Genomic DNA, 19,769 nt, shown 5'->3' on the forward strand with positions numbered 1-19,769 from the left:
AAATCTCGCACCACCGGAAGGAGTGCCCGTGGCCAAGCGCCAGCCGGGGAAGCCCACGCAGGGACGATTCCGCCACGGCATCAAGGCACCGCTCGTCTTCTCCGCGGTCCTGGCCGTGGTGGCCGGGGTCGCGACGTCGATCTTCGCCACCGGCGGCGGCAGCAAGGAGCTGCGCGTCGACCTGGGCCTGACGGCCGCGGGTATCGCGTTCATCGCCTCCCTCGTCATCTGCGCCATGCTCATGATGGCCGAGACGCCGAACTCGGAGCACCTCAGCAAGGGTTCCGGCATCAACCGCTCATCCGCCAGGCCGGACCGGCAGGCACCGCCCGCACAGTCCGCCGCGGATCAGGGGCCCGACGCCCAGCAGGAGGCCGGCGAGGAGCCCCGCTACGGGGAGCGCCTGCCGAAGCAGGACACCTGACCCCCGCGCCCTCTTGACGCTACTGCTAGCCTCCCCTCATGCAGGATGACGTAGCAGGATTCATCAGCACCTTCGGCACACTCGTCCGCCTCGCGCAGGAGGCCCAGCCCTCTACCGCGCGCGGCCGGGAACTCCTCGACACCCTCAGCGCCCATCTGGGTGCGGAAGCGGGCAGCGTTCCCGTCGTCGTGGAGGACGTTTCGGGCAGCCGCTATGTCGACGCGGACATCATCCTCGTGTCCCTCACGGGGCCCGGCGGGCGGCTCGTCGGCATCGGGGGAGGAGACCAGCGCCACCATATGTCGCTGAGCGACATGCTCCAGCAGTCCGCGCTGTATCCGAACTTCCCCCTGGCGCAACCGGATTACGCGAACCTGCCGGTCGCGCCGGACCGGCAGCGGCAGACGGTGGCACTCGGCCTCCGGCTCTTCCGCCGCGCGGGCGTGCCCATCGCGCTCCTGCAGCGCAAGGCGGATCCGCGGTACGGACGGCAGTCCGCCTCCCTCGAGGTGCTCTGCCCGGACCCAGCGGTGACCGCCGACTTCCTCGCGGAGTTCCGGCGGCGGATGCAGCGCGAGAGTGTCCTGAAGGGCCAGATCCTGTCCTTCACGATGGAGGACTTCGGCCCGAGCAGCGCCGGCGTGACGTTCCACGCGCGCCCCACCCTGACGGCCGACGACGTCATCCTTCCCGAGGGGCTCCTGGCGAGGGTCACGGAGCATGCCCTCGGTATCGCAGCCCACCGCGAAGCGCTGGTGGCGGCCGGTCAGCACCTCAAGCGCGGCATCCTCCTGTACGGTCCGCCGGGGACGGGCAAGACCCACACCGTCCGCTTCCTGCTGAGCGCGAGCACGGGAACGACGGCGATCCTGCTGTCCGGCGGCACCCTCGCCCACGTGGGGGAGGCGGCCCGCATGGCACGCGCCCTGCAGCCGTCGATCGTGGTGCTCGAGGATTGCGACCTGATCGCCGAGGACCGCAGCTTCGGCCACGGACCCCAGCCCCTGCTGTTCGAGGTGCTGGATGCGATGGACGGGCTCGACGACGACGCCGACGTCACCTTCGTCCTCACCACCAACCGCGTCGACATGCTCGAGCGCGCGCTCGCACAACGCCCGGGCCGCGTGGACCTGGCCGTCGAGGTGCCCCTGCCTGCCGAGCACGAGCGGGCGGAGCTGCTGCGGCTCTACGCCCGGAACCTCCCGTTCAGCCCCGGGGCCATCGGCTCCGCTGCAGCGCACATCGAGGGCACGACGGCGTCCTTCACGCGGGAGCTGGTGCGGCGCGCGGTCCTCGCTGCCGCACTGCAGGGCGTGCCGGTGGCGGACGACCATCTCCTCGCGGCGGTGGACGAGCTCATGGCGGACGCGGCGTCCCTGACGAGGAGCCTGCTCGGCAGCAACTATCCCGCATCGGACGACGGCTTCTCCGAAGGGCAGGAAACCCTCCCCGCAGGTCCGGGACTGGCGCCGTACTCCGGCATCTACCCGCCGGAGTACGGGTCCGCATTCACCGCGTCCTCGGAGGAGCAGGTACAGCAGGGCCTCGCCGATGGGGGCTATTCGGAGGACGGCTTCCAGGGGGACGGCGTGGAGGGTATCGATCGGGCGGAGGGCCCGGGCTAGTCCCGCTGGACTCCCACGCAACAACCGCGGCAGGTGGTGTGCCTGCCCATGCCTTGCCAGCTGCCTGCAACGGGTACATCCTGAGCTCCACGAACACACCGCCGTCGGAGGAAGCATGGGCCCGGACCCGGATGCTGAAGCTGTCGCCGAACGCATCCTGGATGCGGCGCGCGGCACGATAGACATACTCGCCATCCACCTCGGCGATCGGCTCGGTTGGTATCGGAGCCTTGCGAGGGAGGGGCCTGCGTCGTCGTCCGAGCTGGCGCAGCGGACCGGCACGTCCGAGCGCTACGTTCGCGAGTGGCTCGAGCAGCAGGCCATCACGGGCCTGCTCGCCGTCACGGGGGATGACAGCCGCCGTTTCACCCTGCCGCAGGGCTCGGCCGAAGTCCTCACCGATACGGGCAGCCTCAACTATCTCGCGCCCCTGGCTCGGATGCTCGCCGGTGCGGCGATCCAGCTTCCGGCGTTGCAGCGTTCCTATCGGACCGGCACCGGGGTCTCGTGGTCGGAGTTCGGCGCTGATGCCCGCGAGTCCCAGGCCGAGATGAATCGACCATGGTTCGAGTTGAAACTGGCCGATGCGTTGGGCGGAGCGCCTTCACTGATGTCCCGGTTGCAGCCAGAGGGGACCAGGATCGCCGACATCGGGTGTGGCGCCGGCTGGTCGACGATCGCGCTTGCCCGGATGTTTCCGATGGCGCGGGTGCACGGATTCGATATCGACACCGAGTCGATAACGCTCGCGCGGACCAACGCGACCATCACGGGAAGTGCTGTCAGCTTCGAGCATGCCGACGCGACGGAATTGCCCTCGGCTCGATTCGACGCGATCTTCGCCTTCGAGTGCGTTCATGACCTGCCCTACCCGGTCGAGGTGCTGGCCGCGGCGCGCCGGGCGCTCCGGCAGGACGGCACCCTGGTTGTCATGGACGAGGCCGTGGCCGCATCCTTCGCTCCTCCGGGCGACGACTTGGAACGGCTCATGTACGGCTTCAGCCTCCTGATCTGCCTGCCCGACGGAATGGCGCATCCCGACAGCGCCGGCACTGGCACCGTCATGCGACCGGACACGCTCCGCCGATACGCTCTGGACGCCGGATTCGCCGACGTCAGAATCCTGCCGATCGAGGACTTCGGGTTCTTCCGCTTCTACGAGCTGGTGCCCTAGCTGTACTGCCCAGGGAGGTTGGTCAGCCGGGCGATGGAAGAGCAGGTCCTGGATCTCACGCTCCGGACACGCATCGCGGTACCGTGTCTCGTGCACGGCGACGCCGACGCGCGGCCGGTACTGCTGCTGCATGCGTGGGGCGAGTCGCGAAAGAGCTTTGATCGGCTCGTGCCACTACTTCCTGGGTGCAGGATCTACGCCCCCGACCTCCGGGGGCAGGGCGACGCGGACAAGCCGGAGTCCGGTTACTCGTTGTCCGACCAGGCGGAAGACGTTGCCGCGATTCTCGACGCACTCGACGTGCCGAAGGTCTGCGTTCTCGGCTCCTCCAGCGGTGGATACGTCACCCAGCAGTTGGCGGTCACCTACCCGGAAAGAGTCGTGTCGCTGGTACTCGTCGGCGTTCCCCTGAGTCTCCACGGGCGGGCCTCGTTCGCCGATGAGGTGGAGCGCCTGGCTGACCCCATCGACGAGAGCTGGGTTCGAGAGTCGCTCTCCTGGTTTCCACTACTGCACGAGGTTCCCTCGTGGTTCATCGAGGACCGGGTTCTCGACGGTGTCAAGATGCCCGCCCATGCCTGGAAGGGCATACTGCAAGGCTTGAGTGCCGCCACGCCACCCACCGATCTAGGAAATATTCGCGCTCCCGCACTGCTCCTATGGGGTGAGCATGACGGATTGCTGCCGCGGGAACATCAGCAAGCCCTGGCGACTCGAATACCCGGCTCGGTTGTAAGGATCTACCCGGGCGTGGCTCACATGGTCCTCTGGGAATGCCCCGACCTGGTCGCACGCGACACGCTGACATTCTTCAACTCCATCGATTGAAAAGGAAAAAGACCCCTTGATCGTCGGCGTGCAACCACCGACACTAGAGGTCTTCATCCTTCACCTGCGCAGCCGGCACTCCGGCTCAGTCCACCTAGCGGCCGTTCCGGCGCTTGCCGTAGACGTCGAACGCGACGGCGAGCAGGAGCACGAGGCCCTTGATGACCTGCTGCCAGGCTGCGTCCACCGAGAGGATGGACAGCCCCTGATTGAGGACGCCCATGACGAGGCCGCCGATTACCGCGCCGACCACGGTGCCGACACCGCCCTGGACCGCGGCACCACCGATGAAGACGGCGGCGATGGCATCGAGTTCGAAGCTCTGGCCGGCCGAGGCCACAGCACTGCCGGCACGCGCCGTGCTGACGACACCCGCGAGACCCGCCAGGAAGCCCATGTTCACGAAGATGAAGAAGTTGACCCACTTCGTCTTCACCCCGGACATCATCGCCGCGTAGAGGTTCCCACCCATGGCGTAGACGTGGCGTCCGAAGACGGTCCGTGAGAGCAGGAACGAATAGAGCAGGACGAGGGTCGCGAGGATGACGAGGATGATCGGCGTGCCGCGGTTGTACGCGAGGAGGTAGCACAGGTACATGATGGCGACGACGGCGATCGCGACCTTGAGGACGAAGGACACGGTGCGCTCACGGGGCAGGTTGAGGCGGCGCAGGTCCGCGCGTCCCTTGAGCTGCTGGACCACCAGCGCCAGCGAGGCGAGAGCTCCGATGCCGAGCGTGATGAGGTCGGGCGTGCCGGTCGCGGGAAGCGTGCCGGATCCGATGGAGTTGAACGGCCGGGGCAGTCCGCTGATCGTTCCGCCGGTCAGCAGCACGAGGGCGACACCGCGGAAGACGAGCATGCCGGCCAGCGTGACGATGAAGGCCGGTATGCCCACGAAGGCGACCCAGAATCCCTGCCATGCTCCGATCAGTGCGCCGACGAGGAGTGACAGCGCGACGGCCGCACCCCACGGAAGCCCCCAGCTGTTCATCGACAGTGCGGCAACCGCTCCTACCGTCGCCACGACGGACCCCACCGACAGGTCGATGTGGCCGGCGATGATGACGATCACCATCCCGATCGCGAGGATGAGGACGTAGGCGTTCTGCTGGATCAGGTTGCTCACATTGCCGGGGTACAGCAGGCGGCCGCCGGTGAGGACCTGGAACAGCAGGATGATGACGGCGAGGGCGGCGAGGATGCCGTACTGGCGCATGTCGACCCTGCGCCGCTTCTTCTTCGCGAGCTCCGGCCGTGGCGGGACGGGCGCGGTGGCCTGCTCGGGTGTGGTGGTGGTCATGGGGCCTGTGCTCCTTGGATCCGGGCGGCGGTCATGTGGCGCATGAGTTCCTCCTGGCTGGCATGGGCGCGATCCAGCTCGCCGGTGAGCTTGCCTTCCGCGATGGTGTAGATGCGGTCCGAGAGGCCGATCAGTTCGGGCAACTCGCTGGAGATGACGATTACCGCTTTGCCCTGTGCCGCCATCTCGTTGATGATTCCGTAGATCTCGTACTTGGCGCCGACGTCGATCCCCCGCGTCGGCTCATCGAGGATCAGCACGTCGGGTCCCGAGTAGATCCACTTGCTGAGCACGACTTTCTGCTGGTTCCCGCCGGACAGGTTGCCCACCACGGCGGAGACGCTCGGCGTCTTGATGTTCATCTGCTTGCGGTACTCGTCCGCGACGGCGTACTCCCTGTTCCGGTCGATGATGCCGAGCTTGGCGAGCTTGCCGAGGGCAGCCGCCGAGACGTTGACCGTGATGCTGCCAATCAGGTTCAGGCCGTAGCGCTTGCGGTCCTCGGTCACATAGGCGATCCCGTTCCGGATCGCCTCGCCGACGGTCCGTGTCTGGATCTCCCTGCCGTCCTTATAGACCCGCCCGGAGATCCCGCTCCCGTAGGAGCGTCCGAAGATGCTCATCGCCAGTTCTGTCCGGCCGGCTCCCATGAGTCCGGCGAAGCCGACGATCTCCCCGGCGCGCACGGAGAACGACGCGCGGTCGACGACGACCCTCTCCACGTCGATGGGGTGGTGCACGGTCCATTCCTCGACCCGGAACTTCTCCTCGCCGATGTCCGGTTCGCGCGGTGGGAACTGATGGTCCAGCGGCCGCCCCACCATGGCACGGATGATGCGGGTCTCGATGTCATCGCTGTCCGTGACATCGAAGGATTCGATGGTCTGCCCGTCGCGGATGACGGTGACCGTATCGGCGATGGCGCGGATCTCCTTCAGCTTGTGGGAGATGATGATCGACGTGATGCCCTGGGTGCGCAGCTGCTCGATCAGACCGAGCAGGTGGGCGGAGTCGTCGTCGTTCAGGGCCGCGGTCGGCTCGTCAAGGATGAGGAGCTTGACCTCCTTCGACAGCGCCTTCGCAATCTCGACGAGTTGCTGCTTGCCCACTCCCAGCTCGAGGACCTTCGTCGCGGGATTCTCCTGCAGCCCCACGCGCGCGAGGAGCTCGGCGGCCATGAGGTTCGTCTTGTTCCAGTCGATCACCCCGCCGCGCTGGACCTCGTTGCCCAGGAAGATGTTCTCGGCGATGGACAGGTAGGGGCTGAGGGCCAGTTCCTGGTGGATGATGACGACGCCGTCGCGCTCGCTGTCATTGATGGAGCTGTAGGCGACGGGCCGTCCATCGAGCGTGATGGTCCCGTCGAAGCTGCCGTGCGGATAGACGCCGCTGAGCACCTTCATCAGGGTGGACTTCCCCGCCCCGTTCTCGCCGCAGATCGCGTGGACCTCGCCGCGCTCCACGCTGACCGAGACGCCGTCGAGGGCCCTGATGCCGCTGAACTCCTTGACGATTCCGTCCATCTCGAGGATTACGTCACTCATGCTGTTCTCGCTTCGCTGGAGGGGAAGAGCGGGGCGCGGCCATGGCCGCGCCCCGCTCCCGGAGGTCAGAGACCGATGTCTGCTGCCTTGACGAAGCCGGACTCCACGAGCTTCGGCTCGACGTCGTCCTTCGTCACCACCACGGGATCCAGGAGGTACGACGGAACGACCTTGCTGCCGTTGTCGTAGGTCTCGGTGTCATTGACCTCGACCTCGTCACCGGCGACGATCGCCGTGATCATGGACTCGACCTGGCTTCCGAGTTCGCGGGTGTCCTTCCAGACGGTCATCGACTGCTGGTCTCCGAGGATGGCCTTGACGTTGGCGACATCCGCGTCCTGCCCGGTGATGAGGGGCCAGTCGGTGCCGGGCTTGTAGCCCGCGGAGTCGAGGGAAGCCTCGATGCCCAGCGCGAGGCTGTCGTTGGGGGACAGGACGACGTCGACCTTGTCGCCGCCGGTGTAGAAGGACTGCAGGCGGTTGTCCATCTCGGCCTGGGCGTCATCCGAACCCCAGCCGAGGATTCCGATGGACTTCCAGCCGTCGTTGTCGGCGGGGGACTTCCCGGAGGGGACGACCAGCTGGCCGGACTCGACGTAGGGCAGCAGGACGTCCCAGGCACCGGCGAAGAAGAACGCGGCGTTGTTGTCATCGGGGCTGCCGGCGAAGGGCTCGAGGTTGAAGGGGCCCTTGCCGTCGGCGAGGCCGAGCTTCTCCTCGATGAACTGGCCCTGGAGCTGGCCGACCTTGTAGTTGTCGAACGTGGCGTAGTAGTCCACGGCTTCCGTGCCGTTGATGAGCCGATCGTAGGCGATGACCTTGACGTCCTGGGATGCTGCGTCCTCGAGCGCGGGGCCGAGCGTCTGGCCGTCGATCGCTGCGACGACGAGGATCTTCGCTCCGCCCGCCACCTGGTTCTGGATCTGGCTGATCTGCTGGTCCGTCTTGTTGTCGGCGTACTGGAGGTCGACGGTGCAGTCGGCGGCCTCGAGCTTCTCCTTGAGTCCCTCGCCGTCGTTGATCCAGCGCTCGAGGCTTCGGGTGGGCATGGAGATGCCGACGTTGCAGGTGGTGGCGGCGTCGTCGCCCTCGGCTTCGGGGGCGGTCGATCCTGCCGGCGCACAGGCCGACATTCCCGCTGCGACACCGACTGCCAGCAGGAAGGCCGAGACATTCTTGATCGTGGTCATGGGTAGTGCCTTTGAAAAGGACCCGACCGATGGGGGCGTTCAGAGGAAGGAGCCGGCGATGACGGCGGGTCGTCTCTGGTGTCCCTTGCGGCTGGATCGAGCTGAAACAACGCTGTAGCGCCCGGTCGACGTTGCGATCGACAATATGTAGGCGAAGACAACATATCCACTGACAAGCGTTTCATCAAGACTTCGGGCGAACGTTACCGAAGCGATACGTTCCTGTGCCCTAGGCGCTCTGGGCCCTCCGGGCGCGGTACGCCTTCACGTGGGTCCGGTTGGCGCAGTTGCCGGTGTCGCAGAAGCGCCGTGACCGGTTGCGGCTCAGGTCGAGCACCACGCCGTCGCAGTCCTCGGCCGCGCAGGAGTGGAGGCGGTCGAGCTCGTGTCCGCGGATCACGTCGGCAAGGGCCATGGCGGCCTCCGTGGCCATGCGCTCCTCGAGGGGGGCCTCTGGCGCGGTGGCGTGGAGGTGCCAGTCCCACTCGTCGTGGCGGACGAGCTGGGGGAGTGCGTTGGTGCGGCGAAGGATCGCGTTCACGAGCCCGACGGCGTCGTCCTCCTCCGCGAACCAGATCACCTCGAGCTCGGCGCGCAGGGCACGGACCGATTGGAGTTCGGCCTCCGTGTGCGTCCGGGAGCCGGAGAAGCGCTGCTCGGCGAGGAAGCGGTCGAGCCCCTCGAGGGTGTCGAGCGGGTCGGTGTCCTCCCTGGTGGTGTTGATGAGGGCGGCGGCTGACGCGAGTGCCACTTCCGTGTCATAGGTGAAAGACATGTTGACTCCTGACATCACGCACCTCTAGTGTCACGACCATAACTACTTGTCACCCATGACACCAATCAGCGATCCGAAGGAGTGGACGTGACCCTGCGCCCCACCGCCGGCCTCTGGATAGCCATCGTCTCGGCAGCCACGTTCGGCGTCTCGGGCCCGTTCGCGAAGTCCCTCCTCGAGATCGGCTGGAGTCCCGGCGCCGCCGTCGGCCTCCGGATCGGAGGAGCGGCCCTCGTGCTGCTCGTCCCGGTGCTGATCGCCATGCGCGGACGTTGGTCCACGCTCCGCGGCAATGCGCTGACGATCGCCATCTACGGCACCACGGCCATCGCCCTGTGCCAGCTGTTCTACTTCAATGCCGTCCAGCGCATGTCCGTCGGTGTCTCGCTCCTGCTCGAGTACCTCGCGCCCGTGCTGCTCGTCGGCTTCCTGTGGCTGCGCTCGCGGAAGGCGCCGCAGGCCCTCACGATCATCGGGGCCGTCACGGCCATCCTCGGACTCCTGCTGGTCCTGGACCTCACCGGTGACACCCGGCTCGACCCGGTCGGCATCCTCTTCGGGATCGCCGCGGCCGTGTGCCTCGTCGTATACTTCCTCATGTCCGCGCGGGTGGACGAATCGCTCCCTCCGCTCGTGATGGCGGGCGGGGGAATGGTGGTCGCGGCCGCGAGCATCCTGGTCCTCGGGCTGACGGGCATCATGCCGTTCCGGTTCGTGTTCGCGGACGTCTCGCTGGCCGGAGGTACCTATAGCTGGATCGTGCCCGTCGTCGTTCTCGTCCTCGTGGCGACGGTGGCGGCGTACGTGACCGGTATCCTCGCCGCCCAGCACCTCGGTTCCAAGGTGGCAAGTTTCGTGGCGCTGACCGAGGTGATGTTCGCCGTGCTCGCGGCGTGGCTGATCCTCGGCGAGCTGCCCGGGGCCATGCAGTTGCTCGGCGGACTCCTGATCGTCGCAGGCGTGGTGTGCGTGCGGCTGGACGAGCTCCGCAGCACCGAAGCCCCCCGGGCAGCCGCGCTGGACCGGCCCAACCCCGTGGAGCCGGTGCCGAGGCCCTGACGGCGGCTTCGGCCGCATGTCCTGCGCACCGTCACCCGGTGGGCCGAGTGGCCCGCTGCACGAGGTGCACGGCATTGCTGACGGAGTCAGGCCGCGACACCTGAGCGCTGGCTCATACCCGCACGTCGTCCGTCTGCGAAGCGCGCTCGGCGCCGGCCATGGCGGAGCTGCCCAGGTCGCTTCCCGCCAGCGGCTGTCCGGCCGCGAGCGCCCGGGTCCATGCCTCGGTCGTGGAGACCTTGGCCCAGTTGGAGTTCAGCAGGGCCATCAGCGTCTGGTGCACGGCCTGTGCGGGCGCGAAGCCCGCCTCGTTGGCGAGGTTGATGGCGCCGGTACCGTCCGACAGGACCTCGGTGCCGATGCCGAGGAACTCTGCCTCGACGGAGGAGGCAAGGATGCAGTTGTTCGTCATGTAGCCGACCAGGGTGACCGTGTCGATCTGCTGCCCTCGCAGCCAGTCCGCGAGATCGGTGCCGGCATACACGGAGCCGTACTGCTTGGTGAGCGACTTCCAGCTCTCTGCCTTGCGCTGCTCCACCTCGGGGTGGAGTGCGAACTGCGGAGACGCCGGGTCGAAGACGGGAGCGCCTTCTCCCGCGCTGTGCTGGACGGCGACGACGGGAATGCCTGCAGCAGTGGCGGCGTCGATCGCCCGCACGATGTTCGGCAGCGATTCGGTGTGCGGCGGGTACTGGATCTCCAGCGGGCCGTCGAAGTACTGCTGCTGGACGTCGACGATAACGAGTGCGCGACGGAGTGCGGTCATGGGGGTTCTCCTTGGTTTCCGGTGCCGTCCGGCGACGGCATTCCTTCATTCTTCGCCCCGCCCCCTTCCGATAGAAGTGGCACGACTGCTGACCTACGATGGATTTGCGCCAACATCTTGATCGGAGGATGCGTGCACATCGCCATCTACGCCTTCGACGGCGTGCCGATGTTCCATCTCGCGGTGCCGCAGATGGTCTTCGACGAGGTCAGGCGGCAGGGGTACGAGCAGTGGACGACGACCCTGTTCTCGGACAGGGCGGGGGCTGTCAGGACCGCGGAGGGCTACCTCATCAGCGGCGTTGCGGGACCGCAGGTCTCCGGTGACGCCGACATCGTCGTCGTGCCTTCGTGGTTCGACGACGGAAGGGTCGCCGGGGACGGGCTGCAGGATGTCCTGAGGGCAGCCCACGAGCGTGGTGCGACGATCGCGGGGCTCTGCATGGGTGCTCTTCCCGTTGCTGACACCGGGTTGCTCGATGGGCGGCAGGCGGTCACGCACTGGAAGGTCGTGGATGCCCTGGCAGAGCGGCGTTCGAGCGTCCGGACGGACGCATCAGTCCTGTACATCGATCACGGGGACGTCATCACGTCGGCCGGGACCGCTTCGGCCATCGACGCCTGCCTGCACCTGGTCCGCAGGCATCTCGGTGCGGCGGCGACCAACTCGGTGTCGCGTGCGCTTGTCGTGGCACCGCACCGCGAGGGGGGCCAGGCCCAGTACATCGAGCGTCCCCTTCCACCCCAGCGTGGCGAGGACCCGGTCTCGGCAGTGCTCGAGTGGGCGCTCCAGAACCTCGCCGAGCCGCTGACCATCGAACAGTTGGCGGTACGGGCTCATATGAGTCGGCGTACCTTCGTCCGGACCTTCCGTGCGAGCACCGGGGCGACCCCTGCAGCGTGGGTGCGCAGCAGGAGGCTCGACGAGAGCCGCAGGCTGCTCGAGGAGACGAACCTGCCCATGGACCAGGTCGCTGATGCCAGCGGGTTCGCCAGCGCCGTCACGATGCGGCAGAACTTCGCGGCAGCGTTCAGGACCACGCCCACGGAATACCGACGACGCTTCGACGCACTTCCCGCACCCGGTGCTCTGGGAGATTAAGTGCCGGATACCGGGGCGGGTTCACCGGAGAGATCCGAGCCGATGCCGGAGGGCAGGGTGGTCTTGGTACCCCCCAGGGGTATATGCTACTCTTATACCCCTGGGGGGTACCAGGCGGTGACAGGGGACTGCGTGCTGCAGTCGCGTACGGCACCAGCTGAAGGAGAAGGAAGAATGAGCGAGCACCTGCATTCCGGACACCATGACCACCACGCCCATGACGGAGGGCCGGCGGCGACGTCCTGGTCGATGGCCGCGACAGCGACCCTGCACTGCCTGACCGGATGTGCCATCGGTGAGGTCCTGGGCATGGTGATCGGCACCAGCCTCGGCCTGCACGACCTGGCGACGGTCGTCCTGTCCGTCGCACTGGCGTTCGTCTTCGGCTACGCACTCACGATGCGCGGAGTCCTCCGTGCCGGAGTGCCCTGGCGCAGCGCACTGAAGGTAGCTCTCGCGGCGGACACCATCTCCATCACGGTGATGGAGATCATCGACAACACCGCCATGCTCACCATCCCTGGTGCCATGGACGCCGGCATCGCCTCTGTCCTGTTCTGGATGTCCCTTGCCGCCTCGCTGGTCCTGGCCTTCCTGATCACAACCCCCGTGAACCGTTGGCTGATCAGCCGCGGTAAGGGCCACGCCGTCGTCCACCAGTACCACCACTGATCTACCGCCCGGGCGGTCGCTGCCGGTTCATCGACCGGGCAAGGACCTTCCCCGAACGGTTGTCGGAGGGGTAACCGCTCCCGAGCGGCCTACCGGGCCCTCCGCGTGAAGACCATATGCAGCACTCCGCGCGGGGAAGGGGTCGTCTCGATCTCGAAGCGGTCTTCGAGTCCTTCGAGCCCCTCCCAGAGCCGTTCGCCCCGGCCCAGGACGATCGGCACGACGACGATGTGCATGGAGTCGATCAGGTCGGCCTCCAGGAACTGTCGGATGGTGCTGACGCCGCCACCGATCCGGACGTCGAGGTCGCCCGCCAGGGCGCGGGCCTGCTCGAGTGCGGACCCGGGATCGGCGTCGACGAAGTGGAAGGTCGTCCCGCCCTCCATCTCGAGTACCGGCCGGGGATGGTGGGTGAGCACCACGACAGGGGTGTGGAAGACGGGGTTGTCTCCCCACCAGCCCTTCCATTCCTCGTCCTCCCAGGGCCCGCGGTGAGGACCGAACTTGTTGCGCCCCATGATCTCCACGCCGATTCCGGGCGCCCACCCGCGGGCGAACGCCTCGTCGACGCCCGAGGATCCCTCCGACTCCCCAGGGAGGCCCATCTCGCGGAAGGTGCGGGTCTCGAAAGCCCACTCCATCAGCCGCGAGCCCGCGTGGCCGAAGGGGGCGTCGAGTTGCTGGCCCTCGCCGGTGCCGAAGCCATCGAGGGAGACCGAGAAGTTGTGCACGCGGACGAGGGACATGTCATCTCCTGATGTGCTTGCCGTTCGAACACCGTACGGTGCCCGAACCCGACGCTCAAGACCGACGACGAAAGAACGGGAGCGGACGGTGCTGGGTAGTGTGGCGACGGTGAGCGAAATCCGCATCGGTACCTCCGGATGGAGTTACGACCACTGGAACGGCATCTGCTATCCGCAGGGCACGCCGTCGGCGAAGCGGTTGGACCACTACGTGGCACGATTCGACACGGTGGAGCTGAACGCCAGTTTCTACCGCTGGCCGCGCGATACGACCTTCGCCGGATGGCACCGTCGTCTTCCCCCCGGGTTCGCGCTGTCCGTGAAGGCGCCGCGCGGGCTCACGCACGGTAAGAAGCTGTACGCGCCGGAGGTCTGGATCGAGCGGATCGCCCGCTGCTGGCATGAGCTGGGCGACCGGCGAGCGGTCCTGCTCGTCCAGCTCCCGCCGACCATGGAGCGCGACGACGCCCGCCTCGACTACTTCCTGTCCCGGGTGCCGTGGTGGATCCGGGTGGCCGTCGAGTTCCGCCACGAAAGCTGGGACGACGACGCCGTCTACGAGTTGCTCGGGCGACACCAGGCCGCGTACTGCGTGATGAGCGGCGCCGGCCTGCCGTGCATCCTGAAGACGACGGCGCCCTTCGTGTACGTGCGGCTGCACGGGCCGGACCACGAGCATCTGTACGCGGGCTCGTACTCGGATGCGGATCTGCGCTGGTGGGCGGAGCGGATCCTGGAGTGGCACCGTTCCGGCCGGGACGTCTACGTCTATTTCAACAACGACGGCGGCGGCCACGCCGTGCGGAACGCGGAAACGCTCCGGGGACTGGTCCACGCAGGCCTGCCCGGCTGATTCGCGGGCGCCCGGACTGCCGGAACGGGAACCGCCGAATCGCTCAGATGTTGCCCAGTTCCTGCCACACCTCCATGACGACGGCCTTGGCGTACTGCTCAGCACGGTCTTCGTCGCGGTCCATGATGGCGCGGGCGATGGCCTCGTGGTTGTCGAACGCATCGGGGACCGGGTCTGCCGGACTCAGGCCGAGGTCGGTCCGGCCCGCCAGCACCTCCGTCACGATTCCGTGCAGGGAGGCGATCATGTCATTACCGCTTGCTGCCAGCAGCAATGCGTGGAACGCGATGTCGGCCTCCAGGTAGGGCTGCTCATGGCCCTGGCCCGCCTCTCCGAGGATACGCAGGCGACTGGCGAGTTCGAGCAGCTCTATTCCTACTTCAGCGGTCGCCCGGCGCGCGGCGAGGCGGGCGGCCGTCGGTTCGAGGGCGAGCCGCATCTCGGTCAGCCGGTGGAGCTGGGCGTGCCGTTCCGCTCCCGTCAGCCGCCAGCGAATGAGCTGGGGATCCAGGACGCTCCACGACGCGGCGGGGAGTACGGTCACACCCACGCGCCGCCGGGACTCGACCATGCCCATCGATTCGAGAATCCGTACGACCTCACGGATCACTGTCCGGGAGACCCCGGCCTCGTCCTCCAGTCGGGCGAGCGTGATCACGCTGCCGGGCGGTCGGACGCCCTGGACGATCTCCGTGCCGAGACGTTCGAGGATGGAATTGTGCAGCACCGGAGCGGGTGACAGGTTTGGCATGCTGCGACTCAAAGGTGTCATCTTTCTTGCTGTAAGTGTGATCTTTGTGACACACTATCGCTCCAAGCGCAAAACCGCCCCACGGGGGGCTGAACATCAACGGAGAGTTCTGTGGAAGATTGGACCCAAACACTGGGGGCTGGACCCCTGCTGGGCATCGCGGCGGGCGCGATCGCCCTGATCCTCGTCCTGGTCATTCGATTCAAGGTGCACGCGTTCCTCACGCTGGTCCTCGTCTCGCTCGTGACCGCGTTCGCCGCGGGCATCCCTGCCAGCGGGATCGTCACCACGCTGGTGACGAGCTTCGGCACCACCCTCGGGTCCGTCGCACTGCTGATCGGGCTCGGGGCGATGCTTGGGAAGATGATCGAGCACAGCGGTGGGGCCCGGGTCCTCGCCGACAAGCTCGTAGACGTCTTCGGTGAACGGCGGGCGCCGTTCGCACTCGGCCTCGCGTCGTTGATCATGGGCTTCCCGATCTTCTTCGACGCCGGCCTGATCGTCATGCTGCCCATCATCTTCGCCGTCGCCCGGCGCATGGGCGGCACCAACGTGCTGCTGTACGGCATCCCCGCCGCCACGGCCTTCTCGGTCATGCACGTCTTCGTGCCGCCGCACCCCGGTCCTGTCGCAGCGACCGAGCTCTACGGCGCGAATATCGGGCTGGTGCTCCTGGTCGGCCTGCTGATCGCCTTCCCGGTCTGGTACGTGACGGGTTACCTGTGGGGCAAGTTCGTCGCCACCAAGTACATCCTTCCGGTGCCGGCACTGTTCGGTGCGGTCGATGAGGACCAGCCGGTCAACCCGCCCAAGTTCTCCACCGTCGTCGGGATGCTGCTGCTGCCACTCGTGCTCATCTTCATGAACACCGGCCTGGACTTCCTCGACGCCGCGGGCGTCGTCGACGCCGAGCAGCAGACCTGGGTGCAGGTCCTGACGGTCATCGGCTCATCGCCTGTGGCGCTGCTCATCTCCGTGCTCGTCGCGACCGCTGTCCTGGGGCACCGGCGCGGCGAGAACGGCACGGCCCTGGAGAAGGTGCTCGACTCCGCGCTCGGCCCGGTCTGCTCCGTCATCCTCATCACTGGTGCCGGCGGCATGTTCGGGGGCGTGCTGCGCGCTTCCGGTATCGGCGACGCGCTCTCGGACTCCCTCGCCTCCATCGGCCTGCCGATCATCCTCGCCGCCTACATCATCGCCGTCATCCTCCGCGTGGCGCAGGGCTCGGCCACCGTGGCACTCGTCACCACCGCCGGACTCATGGCCCCCGCCGTGGTCGCCGGCGGGTTCAGCCCCCTCGAGATCGTCGCCATCACGCTCGCGAGCGCGGCCGGATCCGTATTCGCCAGCCACGTCAACGACTCCGGCTTCTGGCTCGTCGGCCGGCTCATGGGCATGGACGTGAAGACCACGCTGAAGACCTGGACCGTTCAGCAGTCACTCGAATCCGTGGCCGGATTCGGACTGACGCTCCTCGTCTTCTGGCTCGGCTGATGACACCCGGCGCCTTCGACATCACGGGCCGGCTGGCACTGGTCACCGGCTCCTCCCGAGGCCTGGGGTATGCCCTCGCCACGGGCCTGGCCCAGTCCGGCGCGCGCGTCGTGGTGCACGGACGCGACGCGGAGGCCGTGGCGAAGGCCGCCGACGGCATCGGCGACGCAACCGGCACCGTCCCGGCCACCACGACGTTCGACGTCACGGATGCCGACGCGGCCGCTGAAGGTATCGCGGCGCTCGTCGCGGAGCATGGCGTGCCGGACATCCTCGTCAACAATGCCGGTATCCAGCGGCGCGCGCCGTTCAACGACTTCGACCCGGCCGACTGGGACGCCATCGTCACGACGAACCTGTCGAGCGTCTTCTACGTCTCCCGGCAGGTCACCCGGCGGATGGCGGAGCGTGGCTCGGGCAAGGTCATCAACATCGGCTCGGTCCAGTCGATGCTCGCCCGGCAGACCATCGCCCCGTACTCCGCGACCAAGGGCGGTGTGGTCATGCTGACCAAGGGCATGGCGGCCGACCTCGCCCGGTTCAACATCCAGGTCAATGCGATCTCGCCGGGGTACTTCGCGACCGAGATGAACCGGGCGCTGGTCGAGGACGAGGCCTTCAACACCTGGGTCATCAACCGCACCCCCGCCCAGCGGTGGGGGAAGTTCGAGGAGCTCATCGGGACCCTCATCTACCTGGCCTCCGACGCATCGACGTTCGTGTCCGGCCAGAACATCTTCGTCGACGGCGGAATGACCTCTGTCGTCTGACGCCCTCGCCGGCGGCCGCGGTCGCCGTGCGTGGAACTGAAAGGGAAGGCATCACATGAGAGCGCTCGTCATCAACGGAAAGCTCGATCTCGTCGAGACCGAGCTTCCGACGCCGGAGCCCGGTCCCGGGCAGGTCCGGCTCCGGATGGCCTTCGGTGGCGTCTGCGGGTCCGACCTCCACTACTACAACGAGGGCGCCAACGGAGAGTACGTCGTGCGCGAACCGCTCGTTCCGGGTCACGAGGTGTCCGGCACCGTGGACGCGGACCCTTCCGGTGACCTCGCTCCGGGTACCCCGGTGACCGTCCACCCGGCTACCTTCGGAAGCCCCGAGCCCGGCATCGAGGACCGCCGCCACCTGTGGCCCGGGGGCGCCTACCTCGGCAGCGCGTCCACCTGGCCGCACACCCAGGGTGGGATGAGCGAGTTCCTGCTCGTCGACAAGGACATGGTGCGCCCCCTCCCTGCCGGCCTGTCGCTGCGTCGGGCGGCTCTCGCCGAGCCGCTCGCCGTGGCACTGCACGGGATCACGGTCGCCGGAGGAGTCCGGGGCAAGCGGGTGCTCGTATCGGGATCGGGGCCGATCGGTCTCCTCGCCACGGCCGCCTGCATCGCGGAGGGCGCGGCCGAGGTCACCGCCACCGATGTGCTGCCCGGACCCCTGGAACGCGCCCGACGGCTCGGAGCCCACTCCACCGTCCAGATCGGCACCGACGAATTGCCGGCTCTGGCGTTCGACGTCGTGCTCGAGTGCTCCGGCGTTCCCGCAGCCGTCAGTGCTGCCCTGCTGGCCGCGCGCCGGGCGGCCGTCGTCGTCCAGGTGGGGATGGTCCCCAACGAACCTCGGGGCATCAATCTCGCCCCGCTGATCTCCAAGGAGCTCCAGCTCCGCGGAGCCTTCCGGTTCGACGACGAGATCGACCACGCCATCGAACTGCTCCTCGACACCCCGGGCATCGAGGACGTCATCACCCATGAGCTGCCGGCCGGCCAGGCGCTCGAGGCCTTCGCCGTCGCCAAGGACTCCGAAGCCTCCGGCAAGGTCATCATCTCCCTGTGGACCGGCGAGCAATGACCACCCCTGCAGCCGGCAGTTCCCGCCCCGGTACTGCGCCGGTCGTGATCGGCGTAGACCTCGGCACGACCAATACCAAGGCGGTGGCCTTCCGCACGGACGGGACGCTCGAGGCGTCCCATTCGGTGGGTTACCCGCTGGAGGAGCCCCACCCGGGGCACGCCGTCCAGGACCCGCTGCTCATCCTGGCCGCGGCGCTCGAGTCGGTGCGCGAGGTCGTGAACCAGGTGGGCGCCCACCGCGTCGCGGGGCTCTCCTTCAGCTCGGCGATGCACAGCGTCATCGGGCTGTCCCCGACCGGGAAACCGCTGACCCAGGTCATCACCTGGGCCGACACGCGGTCCCGCGTCCAGGCCGAGCGCCTGCGCGCCTCGGTCGGGGGGCTCGCCCTGCACCGGCGGACGGGGACACCCGTGCATCCGATGTCACCCCTGCCCAAGCTCGTGTGGTTCCGGGAGCAGGAGCCGAAGCTGTGCGAGGGTGTCGGGTTCTGGGTCGGCATCAAGGAATTCGTGCTCCTGAACATGTGCGGCGCGCTGGTCGTTGACCACTCCATCGCTTCGGCGACCGGCCTGATGAACATGGCCACGTTGTCGTGGGACGAGGAGGCCCTCGCGATTGCCGGCATCCTGCCCGAGCAGCTGCCGGAGATCGTCCCCACCACCGCGATGCTGCCCGCGCTGACCGACGACACCGCGGCCGCAGTGGGCCTGCCCGCCGCGACGCCCGTGGTCGTCGGTGCCGCGGACGGTCCACTCGCCAACCTGGGGGTCGGTGCGGTGCGCCCCGGCGTCGCGGCGTGCTCGATCGGTACCAGCGGGGCCCTGCGTGTGGCGGTCGAGCGCCCCGCGGTCGACCCGCTCGGCGGCGTGTTCTGCTACGCGCTCACCTCCACCCGGTGGGTGGTCGGCGGTGCGATCAACAACGGCGGAGTGGTGCTGGGGTGGGCGGGCGATGCACTCGCCCCGGACCTGGCCGAGCCCCCCGAGGAGGAACTGCTGGCACTGGCAGCACGCGTGGCCCCCGGGTCGGGAGGACTGCTGATGCTGCCGTACCTCCTCAGCGAGCGGGCTCCCCACTGGAGCTCGCTGCCGCGCGGCGCCTACGTCGGCCTCAGCCGGGCCCACCGCCGCGAGCACCTGGTGCGGGCGGCACTCGAGGGAGTCAGCCTGCAGCTGGCGCTGGTGCTGCATTCCATGCGGTCCGCCGGACTCGAGGTCAACCGCATCCGGGCCACCGGGGGCGTCATGCGCAGCCCGCTCTGGCGCCAGATCCTCGCCGACACGTTCGGGATGCCGATCGACTTCGCCCACGGGCAGGAGGGCTCCGGATTCGGTGCGGCGCTGCTCGGGATGGAGGCCCTCGGCCTCATCGAATCGATCGATGTCGTCGCCGACATGATCGAGATCGAGGAGACCGTGCGGCCGCAACCGGCTGCAGCGGCGGTGTACGCCTCGCTGCTGCCGGTCTTCGCCGAGCTGTACGACGCCCTCGTGCCCACCTTCACGTCGCTGCGCCGGCTCGCCCCGTCACTCCCGATCGACCTCGACCTCGACCTCGGCACAGGCGGGCCGGCCGGGGGCAGTTCCTCCACATGACCCTTGGGGGTGCCGGCGGAA

The 19,769-nt window shown here is 67.8% G+C and carries 19 protein-coding genes; 12 read left to right on the forward strand and 7 right to left on the reverse strand.

From position 1 onward, the window contains the following. The first annotated feature begins 28 nt into the window (after window positions 1-28). The 4 genes from P5G52_RS03805 (at window position 29) to P5G52_RS03820 (ending at window position 4,051) form a co-directional block, all read left to right on the forward strand. Window positions 29-424 (forward strand): hypothetical protein, encoded by a 396-nt coding sequence (locus tag P5G52_RS03805; RefSeq protein WP_301224823.1) that lies wholly within the window; start codon window positions 29-31, stop codon window positions 422-424. Between the two features lie 38 nt (window positions 425-462). Next, complete coding sequence (locus tag P5G52_RS03810; RefSeq protein WP_301224825.1) at window positions 463-2,049, forward strand: AAA family ATPase; 1,587 nt, start codon at window positions 463-465, stop codon at window positions 2,047-2,049. Between the two features lie 115 nt (window positions 2,050-2,164). Next, a complete protein-coding gene (locus P5G52_RS03815; protein WP_301224827.1) occupies window positions 2,165-3,223 on the forward strand; it encodes a class I SAM-dependent methyltransferase in 1,059 nt (352 codons plus the stop codon). A 33-nt stretch (window positions 3,224-3,256) separates the two neighbouring features. Further along, a complete protein-coding gene (locus P5G52_RS03820) occupies window positions 3,257-4,051 on the forward strand; it encodes an alpha/beta fold hydrolase (protein ID WP_301224829.1) in 795 nt (264 codons plus the stop codon). Between the two features lie 94 nt (window positions 4,052-4,145). Here P5G52_RS03820 and mmsB read toward each other — a convergent pair whose 3' ends face one another. The 4 genes from mmsB to P5G52_RS03840 all read right to left on the reverse strand — a co-directional run bounded on the left by mmsB (window position 4,146) and on the right by P5G52_RS03840 (window position 8,863). Continuing rightward, a complete protein-coding gene (gene mmsB / locus P5G52_RS03825) occupies window positions 4,146-5,354 on the reverse strand; it encodes a multiple monosaccharide ABC transporter permease (protein WP_301224831.1) in 1,209 nt (402 codons plus the stop codon). Next, a complete protein-coding gene (gene mmsA, locus P5G52_RS03830) occupies window positions 5,351-6,898 on the reverse strand; it encodes a multiple monosaccharide ABC transporter ATP-binding protein (protein ID WP_301224833.1) in 1,548 nt (515 codons plus the stop codon). The genes mmsB and mmsA overlap by 4 nt, the downstream gene beginning before the upstream one ends. Window positions 6,899-6,963: 65 nt before the next feature. Further along, window positions 6,964-8,088 carry a multiple monosaccharide ABC transporter substrate-binding protein gene (gene chvE, locus P5G52_RS03835; protein ID WP_301224834.1) on the reverse strand — a complete coding sequence of 375 codons (1,125 nt, stop codon included), beginning with the start codon at window positions 8,086-8,088 and terminating at the stop codon, window positions 6,964-6,966. Window positions 8,089-8,317: 229 nt separating this feature from the next. After that, window positions 8,318-8,863: a CGNR zinc finger domain-containing protein gene (locus P5G52_RS03840; protein ID WP_301224835.1), complete on the reverse strand. Its 546-nt coding sequence runs from the start codon at window positions 8,861-8,863 to the stop codon at window positions 8,318-8,320. 87 nt (window positions 8,864-8,950) lie between these two features. Here P5G52_RS03840 and P5G52_RS03845 point away from each other — a divergent pair, with 87 nt between their 5' ends. After that, window positions 8,951-9,922 carry an EamA family transporter gene (locus tag P5G52_RS03845; RefSeq protein ID WP_301224837.1) on the forward strand — a complete coding sequence of 324 codons (972 nt, stop codon included), beginning with the start codon at window positions 8,951-8,953 and terminating at the stop codon, window positions 9,920-9,922. A gap of 112 nt (window positions 9,923-10,034) precedes the next feature. On the opposite strand, the gene P5G52_RS03850 is transcribed toward P5G52_RS03845, so the two are convergent. Further along, window positions 10,035-10,688, reverse strand: a complete 654-nt coding sequence (locus P5G52_RS03850) for an isochorismatase family protein (RefSeq protein WP_301224839.1) — start codon at window positions 10,686-10,688, stop codon at window positions 10,035-10,037. 132 nt (window positions 10,689-10,820) lie between these two features. Between P5G52_RS03850 and P5G52_RS03855 the strand changes: the two genes are divergently transcribed. Together P5G52_RS03855 and P5G52_RS03860 are read left to right on the forward strand one after the other, a co-directional pair. Continuing rightward, window positions 10,821-11,789, forward strand: a complete 969-nt coding sequence (locus P5G52_RS03855; protein ID WP_301224841.1) for a GlxA family transcriptional regulator — start codon at window positions 10,821-10,823, stop codon at window positions 11,787-11,789. A 174-nt stretch (window positions 11,790-11,963) separates the two neighbouring features. Next, complete coding sequence (locus P5G52_RS03860; RefSeq protein WP_301224843.1) at window positions 11,964-12,461, forward strand: DUF4396 domain-containing protein; 498 nt, start codon at window positions 11,964-11,966, stop codon at window positions 12,459-12,461. A gap of 89 nt (window positions 12,462-12,550) precedes the next feature. On the opposite strand, the gene P5G52_RS03865 is transcribed toward P5G52_RS03860, so the two are convergent. Then, a complete protein-coding gene (locus P5G52_RS03865; protein ID WP_301224845.1) occupies window positions 12,551-13,207 on the reverse strand; it encodes a dihydrofolate reductase family protein in 657 nt (218 codons plus the stop codon). 109 nt (window positions 13,208-13,316) lie between these two features. Between P5G52_RS03865 and P5G52_RS03870 the strand changes: the two genes are divergently transcribed. Beyond that, a complete protein-coding gene (locus P5G52_RS03870) occupies window positions 13,317-14,060 on the forward strand; it encodes a DUF72 domain-containing protein (protein ID WP_301224847.1) in 744 nt (247 codons plus the stop codon). A 43-nt stretch (window positions 14,061-14,103) separates the two neighbouring features. Here the strand turns inward: P5G52_RS03870 and P5G52_RS03875 are convergent, their stop codons facing one another. Next, on the reverse strand, window positions 14,104-14,811 hold the full coding sequence (locus tag P5G52_RS03875; protein ID WP_301224849.1) for a FadR/GntR family transcriptional regulator: 708 nt from the start codon (window positions 14,809-14,811) through the stop codon (window positions 14,104-14,106). A 111-nt stretch (window positions 14,812-14,922) separates the two neighbouring features. Between P5G52_RS03875 and P5G52_RS03880 the strand changes: the two genes are divergently transcribed. Genes P5G52_RS03880 through P5G52_RS03895 form a run of 4 tightly spaced genes read left to right on the forward strand, consistent with a single transcriptional unit; the run spans window position 14,923 to window position 19,748 of the window. Continuing rightward, window positions 14,923-16,305 (forward strand): GntP family permease, encoded by a 1,383-nt coding sequence (locus P5G52_RS03880; RefSeq protein WP_301224850.1) that lies wholly within the window; start codon window positions 14,923-14,925, stop codon window positions 16,303-16,305. Then, window positions 16,305-17,075: an SDR family oxidoreductase gene (locus P5G52_RS03885; RefSeq protein WP_301224851.1), complete on the forward strand. Its 771-nt coding sequence runs from the start codon at window positions 16,305-16,307 to the stop codon at window positions 17,073-17,075. The genes P5G52_RS03880 and P5G52_RS03885 overlap by 1 nt, the downstream gene beginning before the upstream one ends. A 55-nt stretch (window positions 17,076-17,130) precedes the next feature. Beyond that, the gene (locus tag P5G52_RS03890) at window positions 17,131-18,150 is read left to right on the forward strand and encodes an L-idonate 5-dehydrogenase (RefSeq protein ID WP_301224853.1); all 1,020 of its coding nucleotides are present in this window, start codon (window positions 17,131-17,133) and stop codon (window positions 18,148-18,150) included. Then, window positions 18,147-19,748, forward strand: a complete 1,602-nt coding sequence (locus P5G52_RS03895; protein ID WP_301224855.1) for a gluconokinase — start codon at window positions 18,147-18,149, stop codon at window positions 19,746-19,748. The genes P5G52_RS03890 and P5G52_RS03895 overlap by 4 nt, the downstream gene beginning before the upstream one ends. The last annotated feature ends 21 nt before the right edge of the window (window positions 19,749-19,769 follow it).

It is taken from the genome of Arthrobacter burdickii (assembly GCF_030433645.1).
Lineage (GTDB): Bacteria > Actinomycetota > Actinomycetes > Actinomycetales > Micrococcaceae > Arthrobacter_D > Arthrobacter_D burdickii.

Excerpts from the sequence above, each read along its gene's own strand:
- P5G52_RS03890 (WP_301224853.1), top strand. The coding sequence starts at position 17,131 with ATGAGAGCGCTCGTCATCAACGGAAAGCTCGATCTCGTCGAGACCGAG.
- P5G52_RS03875 (WP_301224849.1), bottom strand. The coding sequence starts at position 14,811 with ATGCCAAACCTGTCACCCGCTCCGGTGCTGCACAATTCCATCCTCGAA.
- mmsB (WP_301224831.1), bottom strand. The coding sequence starts at position 5,354 with ATGACCACCACCACACCCGAGCAGGCCACCGCGCCCGTCCCGCCACGG.
- P5G52_RS03810 (WP_301224825.1), top strand. The coding sequence starts at position 463 with ATGCAGGATGACGTAGCAGGATTCATCAGCACCTTCGGCACACTCGTC.
- P5G52_RS03860 (WP_301224843.1), top strand. The coding sequence starts at position 11,964 with ATGAGCGAGCACCTGCATTCCGGACACCATGACCACCACGCCCATGAC.
- P5G52_RS03850 (WP_301224839.1), bottom strand. The coding sequence starts at position 10,688 with ATGACCGCACTCCGTCGCGCACTCGTTATCGTCGACGTCCAGCAGCAG.
- chvE (WP_301224834.1), bottom strand. The coding sequence starts at position 8,088 with ATGACCACGATCAAGAATGTCTCGGCCTTCCTGCTGGCAGTCGGTGTC.
- P5G52_RS03820 (WP_301224829.1), top strand. The coding sequence starts at position 3,257 with ATGGAAGAGCAGGTCCTGGATCTCACGCTCCGGACACGCATCGCGGTA.
- mmsA (WP_301224833.1), bottom strand. The coding sequence starts at position 6,898 with ATGAGTGACGTAATCCTCGAGATGGACGGAATCGTCAAGGAGTTCAGC.
- P5G52_RS03840 (WP_301224835.1), bottom strand. The coding sequence starts at position 8,863 with ATGTCTTTCACCTATGACACGGAAGTGGCACTCGCGTCAGCCGCCGCC.
- P5G52_RS03865 (WP_301224845.1), bottom strand. The coding sequence starts at position 13,207 with ATGTCCCTCGTCCGCGTGCACAACTTCTCGGTCTCCCTCGATGGCTTC.
- P5G52_RS03885 (WP_301224851.1), top strand. The coding sequence starts at position 16,305 with ATGACACCCGGCGCCTTCGACATCACGGGCCGGCTGGCACTGGTCACC.
- P5G52_RS03815 (WP_301224827.1), top strand. The coding sequence starts at position 2,165 with ATGGGCCCGGACCCGGATGCTGAAGCTGTCGCCGAACGCATCCTGGAT.
- P5G52_RS03895 (WP_301224855.1), top strand. The coding sequence starts at position 18,147 with ATGACCACCCCTGCAGCCGGCAGTTCCCGCCCCGGTACTGCGCCGGTC.